The sequence below is a fragment of the Polaromonas aquatica genome (assembly GCF_042659145.1).
Classification (GTDB): domain Bacteria; phylum Pseudomonadota; class Gammaproteobacteria; order Burkholderiales; family Burkholderiaceae_C; genus Polaromonas; species Polaromonas aquatica.
In genome coordinates this window covers 388727-409262 of record NZ_JBHSRS010000083.1, presented here as the reverse complement: position 1 = coordinate 409262, position 20536 = coordinate 388727, and the positions used below count along the sequence as shown (strand labels likewise).

Below are 20536 nucleotides of genomic sequence, written 5' to 3'. Positions count from 1 at the left end.
CTTGCCTCAAGCCAGTTGGGTGAGCAGCGTGACGCCAAACGCGGCAACGCCCGCACCGGCAAGACGCGGCACCCAGACGTTGGCGTGGCGTAATGCCCAGCCCAAGGCCAGGCCGGTGGCGTGCAGCAGGACGGTGGCTGCCAGCATGCCTGCCAGCGTGGCGGCTGCATCGGTGCTGCCTGCCAGTTCGTAGCCATGCGCCAGGCCATGAAAGATCGCAAATACGCCGACCAGCAGCGCGGCTGCAACACCCGGCATGCGCCAGCGCGTGATGACCAGCAGGCCGGTAACCAGCAGCGATGCTGCAATCATGGGTTCAACCGCAGGAAGCTGCACGCCTTGCAGGCCCAGCATGGCGCCAACCAGCAACATGGCCGCAAAGCCAAGCGGCCCCCAGAGCATGCCGGGACCGGCGCGGCGCGCGGCCAGTGCGCTCCACAAACCTACGGACAACATGACGGCCAAATGGTCGAAGCCGGTAAAAGGATGCACCAAACCACTCATAAAACCCGGGTGGGCATGGCCGTCCGCGCCGGTGTGGGCTAACGCCAATACAGGCACAAGGCCAGCGATAGCAGCAAGAATTCGAAGGTTGCGAGAAGTCATTTTGTAGATCTCCGTGGTTGTACGAGCGGATTCATTCCAGGGCCATCGCGGAACCGGCTTCGCCGGGCCGCAGGTGGCGCCCCCTGGGGGGAGGCGCCGAAGGCGCTTCGGGGGGATTCATATGATCGGCTGGTGCACGGTGACCAGCTTGGTGCCATCGGGAAAGGTGGCTTCGACCTGGATGTCCGGGATCATTTCTGCAATGCCGTCCATGACGTCGGCGCGGGTCAGGATGGTCCGGCCTTCGCTCATCAGCTGGGCCACGGTTTTGCCGTCGCGTGCGCCCTCCATCACGGCGGCGCTGATCAGCGCAACGGCCTCCGGGTAGTTGAGCTTGAGGCCACGCGCCTGGCGGCGTTCGGCCAGCAGTGCCGCCGTAAAAATCAGCAGCTTGTCTTTTTCTCTGGGGGTCAGTTCCATGGGCGCTTCTTTGGGATGTCTTCTCTGGAATGCCGGGAGGCCGGCAACCGGTTTTGCTACTGTCCGGCAGCAAGAACGGTGCCATTCAATTCCATCTTATCCCGGTCCGGTGGGGGCATGCTTTGGCATTTTGGATGCTATATAAAACATAGCTTGCTGCGCGCATACCCATTGGGCTACAGGCCTTTTTGATGCATGTATTTGGGCTTTTCAGGCGGTTTTTAAGCCCAAAAAGGCCTCTCGGAGCCTGCACAGCGCCGCCATAACGCCAGAAAACGGCATTTTTTAAAGAAAAACAGGCCGTGGCCGCCTGAATACAAGCGCAACCAGCTATTGTTTTTATAGCAAACCGGATCGCAGGATATCTCTGGGGATGACGGGTTTGGCCGCTCTGGCCGTGGCACAGAAACTGCAGTGAAGCTCTCATTCACTTCATTGCACGCCTTGACCGACACAACAGCGCCATCCGGCAACCTGCCCGCCAGTGCGGCCCCGGCAGGCAGGGAGAGTGTCGGCCCGGACGCTCCCGATGTGGCGGTGCAGCGCATCATCAAGGTCAGGCGCGACTACAACAGCTGGGTGGCCAGCGAGACCATGGAGGACTACGCGCTGCGTTTTACGCCGCAGCGTTTTCGCAAATGGTCCGAATGGCGTGTCGCCAACACGGCCTTTGGCGCGGCCTCCTTCCTGATCCTGGAAGCCGTGGGCGCTACCCTGCTGGTGAAGTACGGTTTTACCAATGCCTTCTGGGCGATTGTGGCGACCGGGCTGATCATTTTCCTGGCCGGCCTGCCCATCAGCGTTTACGCCGCGCGTTACGGCGTGGACATGGATTTGCTGACGCGCGGCGCGGGTTTTGGCTACATAGGCTCCACGCTGACCTCGCTGATCTACGCCTCCTTCACCTTCATCTTTTTTGCGCTTGAAGCTGCCGTCATGGCGTATGCACTGGAGCTGGCGCTGAACATCCCGCCCAGTTGGGGCTACCTGATCTGTGCGCTGGTGGTGATCCCGTTGGTCACACACGGCGTGTCCGCCATCAGCCGCCTGCAGGTCTGGACACAGCCCCTGTGGCTGGTGATGCTGGTCGTGCCCTTTGCCTATGTGCTTGTGCGCGATCCTGGTGCTTTTTCCGGCGTTCTGCACTATGCAGGTGAAAAAGGTGGCGCAACTGGCTTTGATTTGCACTTGTTTGGTGCTGCCTTGACGGTGGGCATTGCCCTGATTACCCAGATGGGAGAGCAGGCTGATTACCTGCGCTTCATGCCGGTGCAAACCACAAGCAATCGCTGGCGCTGGTGGGGCAGTGTGCTGGCGGGCGGGCCGGGCTGGGTTTTGCTTGGCGTGGTCAAGATGCTGGGCGGGGCGCTGCTGGCTTACCTGGCGATTTCAAACATGGTGCCGGTAGAGCGGGCGGTGGACCCGAACCAGATGTACCTGGCCGCTTATGAATATGTCTTTCCCAATTACGGGATGGCGGTGGCGGCCACGGCGATTTTTGTGGTCGTGTCGCAGCTCAAGATCAATGTGACCAACGCCTACGCCGGTTCGCTGGCCTGGTCCAATTTTTTCTCGCGCCTGACACATAGCCACCCCGGCCGCGTGGTGTGGGTGGTGTTCAACACGCTGATTGCCTTCATGCTGATGGAGATGAATGTCTTCCAGGCGCTGGGGGACGTGCTGGGGCTGTATTCCAACATCGCGATTGCCTGGGTCATGGCCGTGGTGGCCGACCTTGTGATCAGCAAGCCGCTGGGCCTGTCGCCGCCTGGCATCGAGTTCAAGCGCGCCCATCTTTACGACATCAACCCGGTGGGGGTAGGCGCCATGGCGCTGGCTTCGCTGCTGTCCGTCACGGCGCATCTGGGTCTGTATGGCGAGACGGCGAAGGCGTTCTCTGCGGTCATTGCCATGGCCACCGCCTTTGTCACCGCGCCGCTGATTGCCTGGGCGACCAAAGGCCGTTATTACATTGCCCGCAGTTCAGCGCCCGTGGATGCCGCTTCATACAAACGTTACGCCACCCAGCAGTGCGTGATCTGTGAGCGCCCTTACGAAGGCCCGGACATGGCCCATTGCCCGGCCTACCAGGGGCCTATCTGCTCGCTGTGCTGCACGCTGGATGCGCGCTGCGGCGACATGTGCAAACCGCACGCCAGCCTGTCGGTGCAATGGTCGGGCGCATTGCGCTGGCTGCTGCCAAAGCGTGCCTGGCCTTACCTCGATACCGGGCTGGGGCATTTCCTGCTGCTGATGCTGGTGATCGTGCCCTTGCTGGCCAGCGTGTTTGGCCTGCTCTACCACCAGGAGCTCAGTGCGCTGGCGCAAAGCGTCACTGACACGGCCATGCTGGAAGCGCCCAGGGCGACCTTGCGCTCCGGTTTCCTGAAGGCCTACATGGCTTTGCTGGTCACCGCCGGGCTGGTGGCGTGGTGGCTGGTGCTGGCGCACAAGAGCCGGCAGGTGGCGCAGGAGGAGTCGAACCGGCAGACACACTTGTTGATGCGCGAGATAGAGTCGCACCGGCAGACCGATGAAGCGCTGCAGGAAGCCAAACGTGTTGCCGACCATGCGAACCAGGCCAAAAGCCGCTACATCAGCGCCATCAGCCATGAGCTGCGCACGCCGCTCAACAGCATCCTGGGTTATGCGCAACTGATGGGCGAGGACAGGACCATACCGCCGCACCGCAAGCAGGCGGTGAGTGTCATCAAGCGCGGTGGCGAGCATTTGCTGTCGCTGATCGAAGGCACGCTGGACATCGCACGCATAGAGGCCGGAAAACTCACGCTCAGCGTCAGGCCCATGCGTTTTGCCGATGGTGTGCACGAGATGGCCGAGCTGTTCGAACTGCAGGCCGCTGCCAAGGGGCTGGGTTTTGTATTCGAAGCCAGCGGCAACCTGCCCGAGCTGGTGCGGGCCGATGAAAAGCGGGTGCGCCAGATCATCATCAACCTGCTGGGCAATGCCATCAAGTTCACGGCCCAAGGTCAGGTGACTTTCAGGCTGCGGTATGCGCGCGAGATGGCCCATGTCGAGATTGAAGACACCGGCCCGGGCATGAGCCCGGCCGAGCTGGCGCAGATTTTTGAGCCTTTTGCACGCGGGGGCGCGGCAGGCCAGGGCGCAGAAGGCACACCGGGCGCCGGCCTGGGCCTGACCATGGCCAAAATGCTGACAGACCTCATGGGTGGCGAGATGACCGTGGTCAGCATGCCCGGCCAGGGCTCGGTGTTTCGGGTCCGGCTGTTTTTGCCTGAAGTGCATGGGGCTTCGGGTGCGGTGCAGGGCGCAAGTGCCGGGCCGGCCAGGCGCCAGCCTGTAGCTTATGAAGGGACGCGCCGCAAGCTGCTGGTGGTGGACAACGAGGAGCCCGACCGCGAATTGCTGGTGCAGTTGCTGCAGCCCATGGGTTTTGAATTGCGTACCGCCGCCAGCGGGCATGACTGCCTGGACCTGCTCGCCGCAGGCTACCAGCCCGATGTGATCTTCATGGACCTGGCCATGCCCGGCATCGATGGCTGGGAGACCTTGCGCCGGGTGCGCGCGGCAGGGCACAGCGGCGTTCATCTGGCGATTGTCTCGGCCAACGCTTTTGACAAGGGGCTGGACAACAAGGTCGGTGTTCGTCCCGAAGATTTCATGGTCAAGCCGGTACGGCATACCGAACTGCTTGACTGGCTGGAGCAGCGCCTGGGCCTGGCCTGGCTGTACGAGGCACCCCCGGCCATGGAGACGCAGGCCTTGCCGCAGCCCGCCCGGCAGCCACGAGTGCTGCCGGATGCACCGCAACTCGCCTTGCTGCTGGAGGTGGTCAACCTTGGTTTTTATCGCGGCATCATGAACCGGCTGGACGAGATTGAAGCGCAGCAACCGGCTGCAGCCCTTTTTGTGGAAGACATGCGTGTGCTGGCGCGGCAATTCCAGTTTGAAGCCATGGGCCGCCAGCTCAGCAAGCAGGAGGCAGGCCATGGGCAGGGTGCTTGATACCGTACAACCGCAGCAGGCCATGCCGGAGCACAGGCTGAACAAAACGCTGGACCGTGCCAACAGCGACGTGGTGCTGGTTGTGGATGACGTGCCCGACAACCTGTCGGTGCTGCATGATGCGCTGGACGAATCGGGTTATACCGTGCTGGTGGCGACCAACGGGGAAGCGGCGCTGCAGCGGGCACAACAGGCCCTGCCCGACATCGTGCTGCTGGACGCCATGATGCCAGGCATGGACGGTTTTGAAGTTGCCAGGCGCCTGAAAGCCATGCCTGAAACAGCCCATATCCCCATCATCTTCATGACCGGATTGACGGAGACCGAATACCTTGTGGCTGCGCTGGAGGCGGGCGGTGTTGATTACGTCACCAAACCGATCAAACCCAAGGAGGTCATGGCCCGCATGGGCGTGCACCTGCAGGGCGCGCGCCGTGCGCGGCAGGAGGCGCGGCAGGCCGGCCAGGCGCGCAATGCGCTGGATGCCTTTGGATACGCCAGCATCACGGTACGCATGGGCGGCAAAACCGAAGGCGAGGGCAAACTCATCTGGCAAACGCCGCTGGCGCGTGACCTGCTCATGCGCTACTACGGCACCTCGGCGCCGCAAACCCCCGAGCCCGTGCTGAACTGGCTGCGCCGCCATGTGCTGGATGCCGAACCGCAGATGGAGCCGCCCCGCCTGACGGCGGAACTCGGGCCACGCCGCCTGACATTCCGGCTGCACCAGCAGACCGGCGACGGTGATGCAGCAGGTGCCGGTGCAGCTGACTGGCTCATCGTGATGCGCGAAACCTCCGAGGATGCCGTGGTGGAGGCCATGAGCCTGAGTTTCAAGCTCACGGGCCGCGAAGCCGAGGTGCTGTACTGGGTCGTCAAGGGCAAGATCAACCGCGATATAGGCGACATCCTGGGCGCTAGCCCGGCCACCGTCAAAAAACACCTGGAACGCGTCTATGCCAAGCTGGGTGTGGAAACCCGCACGGCTGCTGCAGGCATGGCCATGAACCGCATCCGGCAGCTGCACCCCGAGTTTGAGGGCTGAACCGCCCCGGGGAACAGCGCCCAAAGCGTGTTTTCGTGCCAGCGGTTACAATAAGAGGTTCGGTAACGCATCAGCGTTTTATAACGAAGCCTCTTTTACATGCGGCTTTCTTCTCAAATGCGGCGCTTCTCAGAGCCCGATTCAAGAATGCTCCCGGTGTTTTCAGTGCCCCTACAGCGCTGAACCTCTCAAACACTGCAGCATTTCCCGGCAAGCACTTCCCCCAACGGTGCCCAATCCCAGGCTCAATCAGTCCAGTTCCCGGAGGGAGCGGGGCGGGTAGAAACCGAATAACCGTTGGCTTGGGAGTCCCAGGCTGTTTGTTTTTCTAGTATTTCGATTTAAGAAGCCGGTAGCTCGACATTCGGCAAACCGGCAGGGATTTTTATGACGCTTCATCATCACAACAACATAGCGGTAGGCAAATACCTTGTCTCGCCGCTGGCAAAACCCCAGGACACCGGCGGCTATGCTGCATCGGTTTCCATCCGTTCCGGCCGTGGCAGCGGGACGCACGATCGTGTGCTGCGTTTTTCCGGGCTTTTCGACAGCGCGGCCTCAGCTTTGCAGTACGCTACCGAGCACGCGCTGGGCTGGATCCAGGAACGCACAACACCCGCCTGCGCCTGACCTTGAGGGTCAGTCGCAGCAAACAAGTTACAGACAGGTTTTTTTCAAATTCTCAAGGAGTTGAATCATGGCTAAGGAAGAACTGATTGAAATGCACGGCCTGGTAGACGAGGTCTTGCCCGATTCGCGTTTTCGCGTCACGCTGGACAACGGTCACAAGCTGGTGGCCTATACCTCCGGCAAGATGCGCAAAAACCATATCCGTATCCTGGCAGGTGACCAGGTCTCGCTGGAACTGTCGCCTTACGACCTCAGCAAGGGCCGCATCACCTTCCGTCACATTGCCGGACGTGGGCCAGGCCCCGGAGCCGGTCCGGCCCAGCGCGGCGCACGTTGATCCTGCGAGCCGGAAAATAAAAAAGGCCCTTCTTAGGGCCTTTTTTCATGCAGGGCCGTATCAATGCGGCCCGGCCATGTGCGTTGTCTTCCTGTCCAGCAGGACTTCGGGCTCCTGCGCCTCGACCCAGGTTTCGTTGTTCAGGCCGGCCTGCATGCGCTTGACGTCCAGCTCATCCATCCACTTGGCCACCACCAGCGTGGCCACGCCGTTGCCTATCAGGTTGGTCAGCGCCCGCGCTTCCGACATGAAGCGGTCTATGCCCAGGATCAGCGCCAGCCCGGCCACCGGAACGGTGCCCACGGCGGACAGCGTAGCGGCCAGCACGATAAAACCGCTGCCGGTAACGCCGGCTGCGCCTTTGGAGGTGAGCAGCAGCACCGCCAGCAAGGTCAGCTCCTGCATGAGCGTCATGGGCGTGTTGGTGGCCTGCGCGATAAACACCGCGGCCATGGTCAGGTAGATCGACGTGCCGTCGAGGTTGAAGGAATAACCTGTCGGGATCACCAGGCCCACGGTGGTTTTTTTTGCGCCCAGGTTTTCCATCTTCTCCATCATGCGCGGCAGCACGGATTCGGATGATGAGGTGCCCAGCACGATCAACAGTTCTTCCTTGATGTATTTGATGAATTTCCAGATGCTGAAGCCGTGAAAGCGTGCAATCAGGCCCAGCACCCCAAAGATGAAGATCAGGCAGGTCAGGTAAAACGCGCCCATCAGTTTGCCCAGCGAAAACAGCGAACCCAGGCCGTATTTGCCGATGGTAAAAGCCATGGCACCAAAAGCGCCCACAGGTGCGAGTTTCATGATGAAGCCGACGATGGCGAACAGCACATGCGAGGTCTTCTCTATGAAGTCAAACACCAGCGTGCCGCGGCCGCCAAAGCGGTGCAGCGCAAAGCCGAACATCACGGCCACCAGCAGCACCTGCAGGATGTCGCCCTTGGCGAAAGCATCCACGATGGTGGACGGAATGACGTTGAGGATGAAGTCGACCGTGCCGACCATCTTGCCCGGGCCGGTATAGGCCGCAATCGATTTGGTGTCCAGCGTGGAGGCATCGACATTCATGCCCGCGCCCGGCTGCAGGACATTCACCAGCACCAGGCCTATGACCAGCGCGAAGGAACTGACGACTTCAAAGTAGAGCAGGGCCAGGCCGCCTGTCTTGCCGACTTTTTTCATGTCCTCCATGCCGGCAATGCCAATCACCACCGTGCAAAAGATGATGGGGGCGATCATCATCTTGATCAGCTTGATGAAACCGTCGCCCAGCGGTTTCATTTCCGAGCCCAGCGCCGGGTAAAAATGGCCCAGGAGCACGCCGGCAATCACCGCGCATACCACCTGAAAATAAAGCGACCGGTAAAGAGGCTGTTTTGGGATGGTGGTCATGGCAGTGGGGCATCCAGAGGACGCTGGTGGTCAATGAATGAGCCCAATATAGTGCTTTGCAGGCTTTATGTCATGTGGGACAAGAGCGCGCTTTGTGCCCTGGCGGGGGCCGGTGCGTGTACGCTATGTCGCTGGCGAATGCCGTTTGATCACGTTTAACGAAAGAAACCCATGAAAAAAATCCTTGGCGTGTCTGTGCTGTCCGTCGCCGTGATGGTGTCGCTGCTGTTTTTGCTGTCGCGTGCCGGTGCCGAGCAGATCGGCGAGGTGGACACGGTTTTCAAATTCATAGGCCCGGATCACAAGATCGTGGTTGATGCGCATGACGATCCGAAAGTCAACGGCGTGACCTGTTATGTGTCCCGGGCAAAAACCGGCGGCCTCAAGGGTGCGGTGGGCATTGCAGAAGACAAGGCGGAAGCCTCGATTGCCTGCCACCAGGTCGGCTCGATTTCATTCGCCAAACCGCTGGCCGCCCAGGAGGAAGTGTTTAACGAGCGGATTTCCCTGGTGTTCAAGAAAATTCGCATCGTCCGCATGGTCGACAAGGCGCGTAATACCCTTGTGTACCTGACTTATTCCGATCGTGTGATCGAAGGGTCGCCGCAGAACAGCGTGGCGACGGTGGCCATAGACCGGTCCATCCGGATTCCCGTGCAGTGATGGCATGAAAAAACGATACCAGGCCCATTTTTAAGGAAAAAGGACCTGCGGCCCAGCATTCGCGGGCGCAGCAAGCTATTTTTCTGATAGCGATTGAGCCCTGCCGCACGCCGGGGCTGCGCCAGCGTGACGTCTTTACAGGAGGTTTACGTGCTGCTTTCAAGCCCGATGCGGACCCTCCCGGGCTTGCAGTGATAATAAATTTGAGAGCAGGATGCGCCGGCCGGGTTGCCATCAGCCCGCAGGTCCGCAGGGGGAGCCAGCCTGCCGGGCCAGGATGTCCCGGGGCAGGCAGGCCCCGAGTGAATTGGCGTAAAAACCGGGTTGACCCGGACCATAAGGATAAGGACGATTGATGAACCCGCAAGACCAAGCGCAGCCCGCCATATCCGACAAACCACCCCGCAAGCCCTTGAGCCGTCGTACATCCCTGGTGGGGGGCGCCGTGGCTGTTTTGCTGCTGCTCGCGGTGGGTGGGCTGGCCTGGTACCTGACGCGGCCCGCGGCGACGCAGGGCGGACCGGGTGCAGGCCGGGGTGCGCCGGCCAGCACGGTGGGGGTGGCCACGGCGGAAAAGGCCAGCGTGCCTGTCATGCTCGATGCGCTCGGCACGGTCACACCCCTGGCCACGGTCAGGGTCCGCGCCCAGGTGACAGGCGTGCTGCAGAAGGTACTGTTCACGGAAGGCCAGATGGTGCGGGCCGGCGACCTGCTCGCCACCATAGACCCGCGCCAGTTTGAAATGGCGTTGATGCAGGCCACCGGCACGCGTCAGCGTGATGAAGCGCAGCTCGACAGCGCCAGGGTCACCCTGCAGCGCTACCAGACCCTGTTGGGGCAGGACTCCATCGCACGCCAGGATGTTGATACCCAGGCCGCACTGGTCAAGCAACTGGAAGGCACGGTGGTTGTTGACAAGGCGGCAGAAGGCGCCGCCCGCCTCAACCTCGGCTACACCCGCGTGCTGGCGCCGGTCGGCGGCCGTGTCGGCTTGCGCGCCGTGGATATCGGCAATGTGGTCAGCGGCAGCGACGCCAATGGCATCGTGCTGATCACGCAGCTGTCACCCATCGATGTGGTGTTTGCCGTTCCGCAGGACCGCGTTGCCGAGCTGCAGCAAGGGTCCGCGACGGCGCTCAAGGCTACTGCCCTGGACCGGACCCGGGCCAGCGTGATCGATACCGGCGTGTTTGCCTCGCTGGACAACCAGGTGGACACGACCACCGGCACGGTCAAGGCCAAGGCACGCTTTGCCAACAGCCAGCTGGCGCTTTTCCCCAGCCAGTTTGTCAATGTGCAGGTGCAGGTCAGAACCATTGACAACGCCGTGGTGGTTCCTGTCACGGCCTTGCGCCAGAGCAATACCGGGGACTATGTGTATGTGCTCAACGCTGCCGACCGTACGGTATCGCTCAGGCCGGTGAAGCGCGGTCATGCGACGGTTGACAAAGTCGTGATTGCTTCTGGCCTCCAGGCTGGTGAGCGGGTCATCACGGAAGGGGCGGACCGCCTCAAGGACGGCTCCAGTGTCGTGCTGGCGGGCGATCAGCCGCGCCCTGCCGGCGGCGCAGCCGGTGCCAACAGAGGCAAACGCCAGCGCCCTGATGCAGCAGGTGCCGGTGCGCCTGCCCCGGCCGCTTCGGGCGCTGCCGCAGCTGCTTCTGCGCCAGCATCCGGCGCTTCCGGCCCAGGACACCGCCGCGCCTCCCAAGCAGAGGGTTCATGAGCGCCGCGAAGGGCCGCCCCGGGCAAGCTCGCAGCGTCGTGCGGAGCAAGAAGGTTTTTCAATGAGTCCCTCACGCCCCTTTATATTGCGGCCGGTAGCGACCTCGCTGCTGATGGTGGCCATCGTGCTGGCCGGTATGGTGGGGTTCAAGTTCCTGCCGCTGTCGGCCTTGCCGCAGGTCGATTACCCGACGATACAGGTGCAGACGCTGTATCCCGGCGCCAGTCCCGACGTCATGTCGCAAACCGTGTCGGCGCCGCTGGAGCGCCAGTTCGGCCAGATGGCCGGGCTGACGCGCCTGAGTTCGACCAGCGCCGCCGGCGTGTCCATCATCACCTTGCAGTTCGGCCTGGGCATCACGCTGGACGTGGCCGAGCAGGAAGTGCAGGCCGCCATCAATGCCGGCGGCTCGCTGCTGCCCGCCGACCTGCCGGCGCCGCCGGTCTATGCCAAGGTCAATCCCGCCGACGCGCCGGTGCTGACGCTGGCCATCACCTCGGACACCATGCCCCTCACGGAGGTGCAGAACATCGTCAACACCCGGCTGGCGCTGAAGATCAGCCAGGTCAACGGCGTGGGGCTGGTGTCGCTCAGCGGCGGCCAGCGGCCTGCCGTGCGCATCCAGGCGGACACCCGCGCCCTGGCCTCGTACGGGCTGGGGCTGGACACGCTGCGCACCGCGATCACGGCCGCCAACGCCAATGGCGCCAAGGGCAGCATTGACGGCCCGACCCGGTCCTACTCCATCAACTCCAACGACCAGCTGGTAGCCGCTGCGGACTACAAGAACCTGATCATTGCTTTTCGCAACGGCTCGGCCGTGCGTGTGTCCGATGTCGCCCAGGTGGTGGAAAGCGCCGAGAACATCAAGCTGGGCGCCTGGTCCGGCCTGACACCGGCCATCATCCTGAACGTGCAGCGCCAGCCCGGTGCCAATGTGATTGCCACGGTGGATGCCATCAAGGCGAAGTTGCCCGAGCTGCAGGCAGGCCTGCCCAGCGCACTCAAGGTCGATGTCCTGAGCGACCGCACCACCGGCATACGCGCCTCGGTGCTGCATGTGGAGATTGAACTGGTGCTGGCCGTGCTGCTGGTGGTGCTGGTGATTTTTGTCTTTTTGCACAGCCTGCGCGCCACGGTGATTGCCAGCCTGGCCGTGCCGATTTCGCTGATAGGCACCTGCGGCGCGATGTACCTGCTGGGTTACAGCCTGAACAACCTGAGCCTGATGGCGCTGACGATTGCCACCGGTTTTGTGGTGGACGACGCCATCGTGATGATTGAGAACATCTCACGCTACATCGAGGAGGGCGAGGCGCCCATGGCGGCCGCCATCAAGGGCGCCACACAGATCGGCTTCACCATTATTTCCCTGACGATTTCGCTGATAGCCGTGCTGATCCCGCTGCTGTTCATGGGCGATATCGTGGGGCGCCTGTTCCGTGAATTCGCCGTCACGCTGGCCATCACCATCCTGATCTCGGCCGTGGTGTCGTTGACCCTGGTGCCCATGATGTCTGCACGCTGGCTCAAGCATGTGCCTGAGGGTGGCGGCAGCAAGACCGGTGCCCGGCTGCAGCAGTTCACGGACCGCGTGATCGCGCGTTACGACGTCTGGCTGACCTGGGTGCTCAAACGCCAGGGCCTGACGCTGCTGGTGGCGCTGGCGACCTTGCTGCTTACGGTGCTGCTGTATGTGCTGATCCCCAAGGGCCTGTTTCCGACTCAGGACACCGGCCAGTTGCAGGCCCGTATTGAAACCGAACAGTCGGTTTCCTATGACCGCATGGCCGAATTGCAGCAGGGCGCTGCGAAGGTCATCCTGGAAGACCCCGATGTTGATACCCTGAGTTCCTTTATCGGCGTGGATGCAGCCAACAACACCATGCTGCACACCGGCCGCATGTTGATCAACCTCAAACGTGATCGCATAGGCACCCAGCAGGCCACCATGGACAGGCTCAAGGCTGGCGTCGGGAAAATCGCCGGTGTAACGCTCTACCTGCAGCCCACGCAAGACCTGACGATAGACGCGGAAACCGGCCCGACGCAGTTCCGTGTCTCGATCGAAGGGTCTGACAACAGTGTGGTGGTGCTGTGGGCCAACAAGCTGGCGCAGCGCATGCGGCAACTGGAGGACCTGCGCAATGTGGCATCCGATGCGGGCTCCAGCGGTGCCTCGGCCTACATCACGGTGGACCGCGATACCGCTTCGCGCCTGGCCATCCCTACCTCTTCGATTGACGACGCACTCTACAGCGCCTTCGGCCAGCGCATTGTCTCGACCATTTTTACCGAAACCAACCAGTACCGCGTGATCCTGGAGGCCATGCCGGACCAGCTGACGACACCCGCATCGCTGGGTAACCTGCAGATCAGGACCGGTGCGGGCGGCACCACGCCGCTCTCGGCTTTTGCGACCATCACCGAGCGTCCCGCGCCGCTGCAGGTCACCCACGTGGCCCAGTTCCCGGCGACCACGCTGGGTTTTGACACGGCACCCGGTGTGTCCCTGGGCAAGGCAGTGGATGAAATCAAGCAGGCCGCCAAGGACATTGCCATGCCTGCCAGCGTCAACATGACCTTCCTGGGTGCGGCAGGGGCGTACCAGAATTCGCTGTCCAACCAGCTGTGGCTGATCCTGGCGGCGGTGATCTGTGTCTACATCGTGCTTGGCGTGCTGTATGAGAGCTATATCCACCCGCTGACGATTCTTTCGACCTTGCCGTCTGCCGGTGTAGGCGCACTGCTGGCGCTGATGATCAGCGGCTCCGACCTGGGGGTGATAGGCATCATCGGCATCATCCTGCTGATCGGCATCGTGAAAAAGAACGCCATCATGATGATCGACTTTGCGATTGATGCGGAGCGCCACCAGGGCAAGTCGGCGCAGGAGGCGATTCACCAGGCGGCGCTGTTGCGCTTCAGGCCGATTCTGATGACCACGCTGGCGGCGCTGTTTGCTGCCGTGCCCCTGATGCTGGGTTTTGGTGAGGGCGCCGAGTTGCGGCAGCCCCTGGGGCTGGCGATTTTTGGCGGGCTGATTGTGAGCCAGGTCTTGACTTTGTTCACGACCCCGGTGATCTATCTTGGGTTTGACCGTTTGGGCCAGAGGGTCAGGGGGCGGAAGTGAGGCTTCTTTCAAACTCTGTAGTGCCTGTAGCCCGGGCCGAATGCGAGCGGCCAGCGATGGAGCTGATGGCGTGGCGCTTTCACTGGCAGGCCGGGGGTAGCCCGGCGGCTAGTTACTTTCTTTTGCTTCGCCAAAAGAAAGTAAGCAAAGAAAAGGCGAGCCGCAGTCAGGGTCGCTTCGCGATACCTTGCGCTGCTCGGAGGAGCCGGAAATTTCAGAAACTTGTCTGCTGCGCAGCCTTCGGACATCTGAAATTTTTATCCGTCTCCTCCTGTGCTGCTCAGCCCTGCCAGAACGGCACTGCGGGAGCGGGAGCAAATACGGGACCGGGTTCCGCAGAACGCATCGCGTTCTGCTCCCCGAACCCGATTCCGTTTTCTTTCTCCAAACCCGTCCTGGCTGGGCCGAGCAGCGCAGATGGAGGCGGAAGGTCGGGCCAAACTTGTTTGAGCCGCAGGCGAGTTGTTTGGACCGCCGCTGGAATCGAGCAGCGAAGGGACCCAGACTGCGGGTCGCCTTTCTTTCCGTTAGGTTTCCTTGGCGAGACAAAGAAAGGTAACTCGCCCGCCGGGGCGAGACCCGGCCTGGTAATGAAGGGCGCTGCATCCTGTTCCGAGCAGGGCTCGGGAGATAGCACATGAACCTTTCCGAGCCGTTCGTAAGAAGACCCGTAGCCACAGTCCTCCTGACCATAGGCTTGGCCTTGGCCGGCATAGGCGCATTTTTTGTATTGCCGGTGTCCCCGCTGCCGCAGGTGGATTTCCCTGTCATCTCGGTGAGCGCTTCCATCCCCGGTGCCAGTCCCGACACCATGGCCAGCAGTGTGGCCACGCCGCTGGAGCGGCGCCTGGGCGTGATCTCGGGCGTGAACGAAATGACCTCGTCGAGCAGCAGCGGCTCGACCCGCATCAGCCTTCAGTTCGACCTGAACCGCAAAATTGATTCGGCCGCGCGCGAGGTGCAGGCCGCCATCAATGCCTCGCGCGCCGACCTGCCCGCCACCTTGCGCAGCAACCCGACCTACCGCAAGGCGAACCCGGCCTCGGCGCCTGTCATCATCCTGGCGCTCACCTCCAAAACGCGTTCGCCAGGGCAGATTTACGACGAGGTGTCCAACCTGCTGCAGCAAAAAATCTCGCAGGTGCCGGGTGTCGGCGATGTCGAGATTGGCGGCGGCTCCTTGCCTGCCGTACGGGTGGAGTTGCTGCCGTTTGCCCTGAGCAGCTACGGCGTCAGCACCGAGGACGTGCGCGCCGCGTTGCAGGCCTCGAATGCCAACCGGCCCAAGGGCGCGATTGAAGGCAACGGCCAGCGTTTCCAGATCTACTCCGGCGCCAACACGGCGACGGGCGGGCTCAAGGCTGCGGATTACCTTGGCCTGGTTTTGACCTGGCGCAATGGCGCGGCGGTCCGGCTGAGCGACGTTGCCGAGGTCACGGACGGCGTTGAAAACACCAATACGCTGGGACTTTTTAATGGCGACCCGGCCGTCATCGTGCTGGTGACACGCCAGCCGGACGCCAATGTGATCGCCACGGTGGATGGCGTGCGCGCCCTGTTGCCGGAACTGCAGGCCCAGTTGCCGCAGGATGTGCGGCTCGCGGTAGCCTCGGACAGCACCAATTCGATCCGTGCGTCACTGCATGAAATTGAACTCACGCTGGTGATTTCGATTGTGCTGGTGGTGCTGGTGGTCAGCGCCTTTTTGCGCAGCGCGCGTGCCACCATCATTCCGGCGGTGGCCACCATCGTGTCCTTGCTGGGCACCTTTGGCGTGATGTACCTGCTGGGTTTCAGCCTGAACAACCTGAGCCTGATGGCGCTCACGGTGGCGACCGGTTTTGTGGTGGACGACGCCATCGTGGTGCTGGAAAACACCAGCCGCCACATCGAAGCCGGCATGGACCGCTTCAAGGCGGCGCTGCTGGGCGCGCGCGAGGTGGGTTTTACCGTGCTGTCCATCAGCCTGTCCCTGGTGGCGGTGTTTATTCCGTTGCTGTTCATGGCAGGGCAGACCGGGCGCCTGTTTCGTGAGTTTGCCGTCACCTTGTCGGCAGCTGTGCTGATTTCGCTGGTGATTTCCCTGACCACCACACCCATGATGTGTGCCTGGTTGCTGAAGAGCCGCAAGGACAGCGGCAATGAGGAAGGCAAACCGGCTGGCCGTTTTGCTTTCATACCGCGCTGGTTTGAGCGGCGCTTCGAGAACATGCACCGCAGTTACGAAGTCAGCCTGGACTGGGCGCTGGGCAACCGGTTGCTGGTGATGGTGATCCTGCTGGCCGTCATCGGGCTTAACGGCTTCCTGTTCGTGAAGGTGCCCAAGGGCTTTTTCCCGCAGCAGGACACCGGGCAGATCAACGGTGGCCTGCGCGCCGACCAGAGCATTTCATTCCAGGCCATGCAGGGCAAGCTCAAACAGCTGGTGGACATCATCCGCGCCGACCCGGCGGTGGACACGGTGGTCGGATTCACAGGCGGCAGCCGCGCCGGCGGCGGTTTCATGTTCATCAACCTCAAGCCGGTCGGTCAGCGTACGGACAAGGGCCTGGCCGTGATAGCGCGGCTGCGCCCGCAACTGGCGCGCGTCACGGGCGTGACGCTTTTTCTCAACCCGGTGCAGGACCTGCGCGGCGGTGGCCGGTCGAGCAACTCCACCTACCAGTACACGCTCAAGGGCGACAACGCCGCTGACCTGCGCAAATGGGCCTTGCGCCTGTCCGACCAGATGGTGTTGCAGCCGGCGCTGGTCGATGTGGACACCGACCAGCAGGACAACGGGGTGGAAACCATGGTCACGGTGGACAAGGACAGTGCGGCGCGCATGGGCATCAGTTCAAAGGATGTGGACAACGCCCTGTACAACGGCTTTGGCCAGCGCCAGGTAGCCACGGTCTACAGCGACCTGAACCAGTACCACGTCATCATGGAAGTGGCGCCGCGTTTTATACGCAGCCCCGAGTCGCTCAAGGATATTTATGTACCGGCCAACGGCACCGGCGTAGTGACCGCCGCGCCTGCCGCCAGCGTTGCCAACACCTCAACCCTGACGAACATCGTGAACCCGGCCCTGCGCGACCAGTCCACCGGGCAGGCGCTGACCTCGTCTGCGGACACGATGGTGCCGCTGTCGGCCATTGCCCGGTTTTCGCAGAATCCCAAGGCCTCTTCCGTCAACCACCAGGATGCGGAACTCGCCACCACGGTGTCCTATAACGTGGCCGATGGTTTTGTGCTGCAGCAGGCCCAGGCGGCCGTCAAACAGGCCGAGGCAGAGATCGGCATGCCTATCAATGTGCGCGGCAGTTTCCAGGGAACGGCGCGCAATGCGCAGGACTCGCAGGACCAGCAGCCCATGCTGATCCTGGCTGCGCTGATCGTGATCTACATCGTGCTGGGCATTCTTTACGAGAGCCTGGTGCATCCGGTCACCGTGCTGTCGACCCTGCCTTCCGCCGGTGTGGGGGCGGTACTGGCGCTGATGATCTTCAAACTGGATTTTTCACTGATCGCCCTGATAGGTGTTTTTCTGTTGATAGGTATCGTCAAAAAAAACGCCATCCTGATCATCGATTTTGCGATTGAAGCCGAACGCGCGCGCGGCCTGACGGCAACGGAAGCGGTGCGTGAAGCCTGCCTGCTGCGTTTCAGGCCCATCCTGATGACCACCATGGCCGCCATCCTGGGCGCCTTGCCGCTGGCCATTGGTTTTGGCGAGGGCGCCGAGTTGCGCCGGCCGCTGGGCATTGCCATCATTGGCGGCCTGATCGCCAGCCAGTTGCTGACCCTGCTGACGACGCCCGTTGTTTATGTGCTGATGGACAAGCTGCGCCGCCGCAGCCCGTACGAGCGTCAGTTAAGCCATCATCCCGATGAACTGCAACCCGGGGTCCACCCATGAACGAGTCCATGCATTCCACTTTTTCGGCAAGACCACCCTATGCGTTGCTGGCTGTTGCCGCGCTTGCGCTGCTTGTTGGCGGTTGCGCTGTCGGCCCCGATTACCAGCGGCCCACCACGCCTGACGTCACTACCTTCAAGGAGGCCGGTGACTGGGTGCCTGCTGTACCCGCCGACACGCTGGAGCGTGGTCCCTGGTGGTCGCTGTTTGGCGACCCCTTGCTGGACCAGCTGGCCGCGCGTGTGGAGGTGTCCAACCAGAACGTGGCGCTGGCCGTGGCTGCGTATGCCCAGGCCAGGGCGGTGGTGCGCGAGCAGCGTGCTTCGCTGTTCCCCTCGGTCACGCTCAACGGGGGAGCCACACGCTCGCGCAGCAGCGGCAACCTCACCACGGGTGCGGCCGGCCGCACCGGCAACAACTACCAACTGGGCATAGGCGGCAGCTGGGAGCCCGATGTCTGGGGCCGGCTGGGCCGGGCGGTTGACGGTGCCACGGCGGGTGCCCAGGCCAGTGCGGCCGACCTTGCTGCAGCCAGGCTGTCTGCCCAGGGCGAACTCGCAGTCAACTACCTGTCCTTGCGCCAGACAGACATACAGCAGGCCCTGCTCAAAAGCACCAATGAGGGTTATGCGCGGGCTTTGGAGATCACGCAAAACCGTTACACCGCCGGCATTGCCGCCAAAACCGACGTGCTGCAGGCGCAGACCCAGCTGGCGAATGGCCAAGCTACCGCTGTTGGCCTGCAGCGGCAGCGTGCCCAGCTGGAACATGCGATTGCCGTGCTGGTCGGCGAGGCTGCCGGCAACTTCACGCTGGCGCCTGTGGCCGACTGGAAACCGGTGGTGCCGGACATCCCCGTCGGTGTGCCTTCCACGCTGCTGCAGCGCCGGCCCGACATTGCCGGCGCGGAGCGCCGTGTGGCGGTTGCCAACGAACAGATAGGCATTGCCAAAAGCGCCTATTTCCCCAGCATCAGCCTGAGCGCATCGGCGGGCTCCAGCGCCAGCCGCGTGGCCGACCTGTTCAAGACGGCCAGCAATGTCTGGTCGCTGGGCCTGTCGGCTGCGCAGCTGGTGTTTGACGCCGGCGCTACCGGCGCACGGGTCGACGAGGCCGCAGCCGGCCGGGACCAGGCGGTGGCGCGTTACCGGCAAGCCGTGCTGGCGGCCTTCCAGGATGTGGAGGACCAGCTGTCCGCCACGCGCGTGCTGCTGGCCCAGCAGGAGTTGCGCCGGCAGGCCTCGGAGGCCGCTGACCTGGCGGAGCAGCAATTGCTCAACCGCTACCGCAGCGGGCAGGTCAGCTACACCGATGTGATTACCGCGCAGACCACGGCGCTCAGCGCCCGCAGCGCACTGGCGCAGGCCCTGGCGGACAGGCAGACTACCGCCGTCGCGCTGATCCAGTCGCTGGGCGGCGGCTGGCAGGTCGGTCAATAGCCCGTGTAGCGCCCGTTTTTGCTATCAAATCAATAGCTGGTTGCGCTTGTATGCAGGCGGCTGAAGCACTATTTCCTCTTTAAATGAGGATGCTGGGGTAGCTGCCGGCAGCAGGGCCTGGCTGATTTTTTGAGTCATTTGATGCTCTGGCCCCCGTCTTCTGCGCGCGGTCAGCTATGAAAAACATAGCGGTCTGAAACCCTCATGCCGGCAGATCCGGCTTTTGCCCATGCAGCGCCTCGAGGAAAAACCGGGCCGCTTCGCTCAGCGGCCGGTCCTTGCGGGTGATGGAGCCGAAGGCCTCCATCTTGTGCTGGATACGGCAGGGCAGGATTTTGACCAGGCCGTGCCGGGCGTAGCTGTCGGCAATCGACTGCGGTATCACGCCGATCATGTCGGTCTCGGCAATCAGGCTCGTTGTGGTGAGTATGGATGCGGTTTCGATCAGGCCCTTGGGTGTAGGCGCCTGCAGCAGGCGGAACTCCTGCTCCAGCACTTCGCGCATGGGGCTGGGAGCCGGCTGCAATATCCAGGGGTAGTCCAGCAGGGCGCTGAACCTGACGCTTTTCTTTTGCCCCAGCGGGTGCCTGACGCCCACGACAACGGCCAGCGCCTCGTTTTCAAGGGGCTTGAAGACATAGTCCTCTCCCCGGTGTGCATCGCGGATCCGGCCTATCGCCACATCCAGCACACCTTCGCGCAGCAGTTCAAACAGCCGGTCGCTGGTGTCCATGGTGACATCCACCGAGAGCAGCGGGTAGGCTTTCTTCAGCGTAATGATGGCGCGCGTCAGCAGCCTGGGTGAGGGCGCCATGATGCTGCCGACCGAGACCCGGCCCGAGGAGCCCAGCTTCAGCTCCGCCAGTTCGCGTGTCATGGACTCGACCGAGCCGCGCATGCCGCGAAAGTAGCGCAGCACGCTGGTGCCGGCGGCGGTGAGTTTTTGCCCGCGTCCCACGCGTTCAAACAGCCGCTGGCCCAGTGCCGACTCCAGTTCGTGGATCATTTTGGTGGCGGCCGGCTGCGTCATGCCCAGCTCGGCCGAGGCCTTGCGCAGTGTGACGTGTTCGCCGACGGCGAGGATGAGCGCCACCTGCCGCATGCGCAGGCGGTTCAGGAGTTTGGGGATCAGATCTGTGTCTGGCATGAGAGGCTTTTTAAATGATTACCATGGATTATCAAATAATCATTTATTTTCAATTTACGTTAAGTGTTGATCTACCTACCATCAGGGCGTTCGTTCACAACAATGAT

13 protein-coding genes are annotated in these 20536 nt (G+C 62.4%); 9 read left to right on the top strand and 4 right to left on the bottom strand.

Translation table 11 applies throughout. The features are described 5' to 3' along the window. Positions 1-6: 6 nt before the first annotated feature. Positions 7-606 (bottom strand): HupE/UreJ family protein, encoded by a 600-nt coding sequence (locus tag ACFQND_RS21055; RefSeq protein WP_371434329.1) that lies wholly within the window; start codon positions 604-606, stop codon positions 7-9. 117 nt (positions 607-723) lie between these two features. Further along, positions 724-1026 carry an urease subunit gamma gene (locus ACFQND_RS21050; RefSeq protein WP_371434330.1) on the bottom strand — a complete coding sequence of 101 codons (303 nt, stop codon included), beginning with the start codon at positions 1024-1026 and terminating at the stop codon, positions 724-726. Between the two features lie 474 nt (positions 1027-1500). On the opposite strand from ACFQND_RS21050, the gene ACFQND_RS21045 reads away from it, so the two are divergent. The 4 genes from ACFQND_RS21045 to infA all read left to right on the top strand — a co-directional run bounded on the left by ACFQND_RS21045 (position 1501) and on the right by infA (position 7025). Next, a complete protein-coding gene (locus ACFQND_RS21045) occupies positions 1501-5013 on the top strand; it encodes a hybrid sensor histidine kinase/response regulator (RefSeq protein ID WP_371434370.1) in 3513 nt (1170 codons plus the stop codon). Between the two features lie 22 nt (positions 5014-5035). After that, positions 5036-6058 (top strand): response regulator, encoded by a 1023-nt coding sequence (locus tag ACFQND_RS21040; RefSeq protein ID WP_371434371.1) that lies wholly within the window; start codon positions 5036-5038, stop codon positions 6056-6058. A 387-nt stretch (positions 6059-6445) separates the two neighbouring features. Then, the gene (locus tag ACFQND_RS21035) at positions 6446-6688 is read left to right on the top strand and encodes a hypothetical protein (RefSeq protein ID WP_371434331.1); all 243 of its coding nucleotides are present in this window, start codon (positions 6446-6448) and stop codon (positions 6686-6688) included. Positions 6689-6755: 67 nt separating this feature from the next. Then, entirely contained in the window at positions 6756-7025 is a 270-nt protein-coding gene (infA, locus tag ACFQND_RS21030; protein ID WP_371434332.1) for a translation initiation factor IF-1, read from the top strand. 60 nt (positions 7026-7085) lie between these two features. Here the strand turns inward: infA and ACFQND_RS21025 are convergent, their stop codons facing one another. Then, positions 7086-8420 carry a dicarboxylate/amino acid:cation symporter gene (locus ACFQND_RS21025; RefSeq protein WP_371434333.1) on the bottom strand — a complete coding sequence of 445 codons (1335 nt, stop codon included), beginning with the start codon at positions 8418-8420 and terminating at the stop codon, positions 7086-7088. A gap of 171 nt (positions 8421-8591) precedes the next feature. Here ACFQND_RS21025 and ACFQND_RS21020 point away from each other — a divergent pair, with 171 nt between their 5' ends. The 5 genes from ACFQND_RS21020 to ACFQND_RS21000 all read left to right on the top strand — a co-directional run bounded on the left by ACFQND_RS21020 (position 8592) and on the right by ACFQND_RS21000 (position 19282). Further along, complete coding sequence (locus ACFQND_RS21020) at positions 8592-9083, top strand: CreA family protein (RefSeq protein ID WP_371434334.1); 492 nt, start codon at positions 8592-8594, stop codon at positions 9081-9083. A gap of 355 nt (positions 9084-9438) precedes the next feature. Further along, the gene (locus tag ACFQND_RS21015; protein ID WP_371434335.1) at positions 9439-10809 is read left to right on the top strand and encodes an efflux RND transporter periplasmic adaptor subunit; all 1371 of its coding nucleotides are present in this window, start codon (positions 9439-9441) and stop codon (positions 10807-10809) included. 61 nt (positions 10810-10870) lie between these two features. Further along, a complete protein-coding gene (locus ACFQND_RS21010; RefSeq protein WP_371434336.1) occupies positions 10871-13942 on the top strand; it encodes an efflux RND transporter permease subunit in 3072 nt (1023 codons plus the stop codon). 637 nt (positions 13943-14579) lie between these two features. After that, positions 14580-17843, top strand: a complete 3264-nt coding sequence (locus ACFQND_RS21005; protein ID WP_377414499.1) for an efflux RND transporter permease subunit — start codon at positions 14580-14582, stop codon at positions 17841-17843. Positions 17844-17851: 8 nt separating this feature from the next. Further along, positions 17852-19282, top strand: a complete 1431-nt coding sequence (locus ACFQND_RS21000) for an efflux transporter outer membrane subunit (protein WP_371434338.1) — start codon at positions 17852-17854, stop codon at positions 19280-19282. A 202-nt stretch (positions 19283-19484) separates the two neighbouring features. Here the strand turns inward: ACFQND_RS21000 and ACFQND_RS20995 are convergent, their stop codons facing one another. Then, on the bottom strand, positions 19485-20429 hold the full coding sequence (locus ACFQND_RS20995) for a LysR family transcriptional regulator (RefSeq protein ID WP_371434339.1): 945 nt from the start codon (positions 20427-20429) through the stop codon (positions 19485-19487). Between the last annotated feature and the right edge of the window lie 107 nt (positions 20430-20536).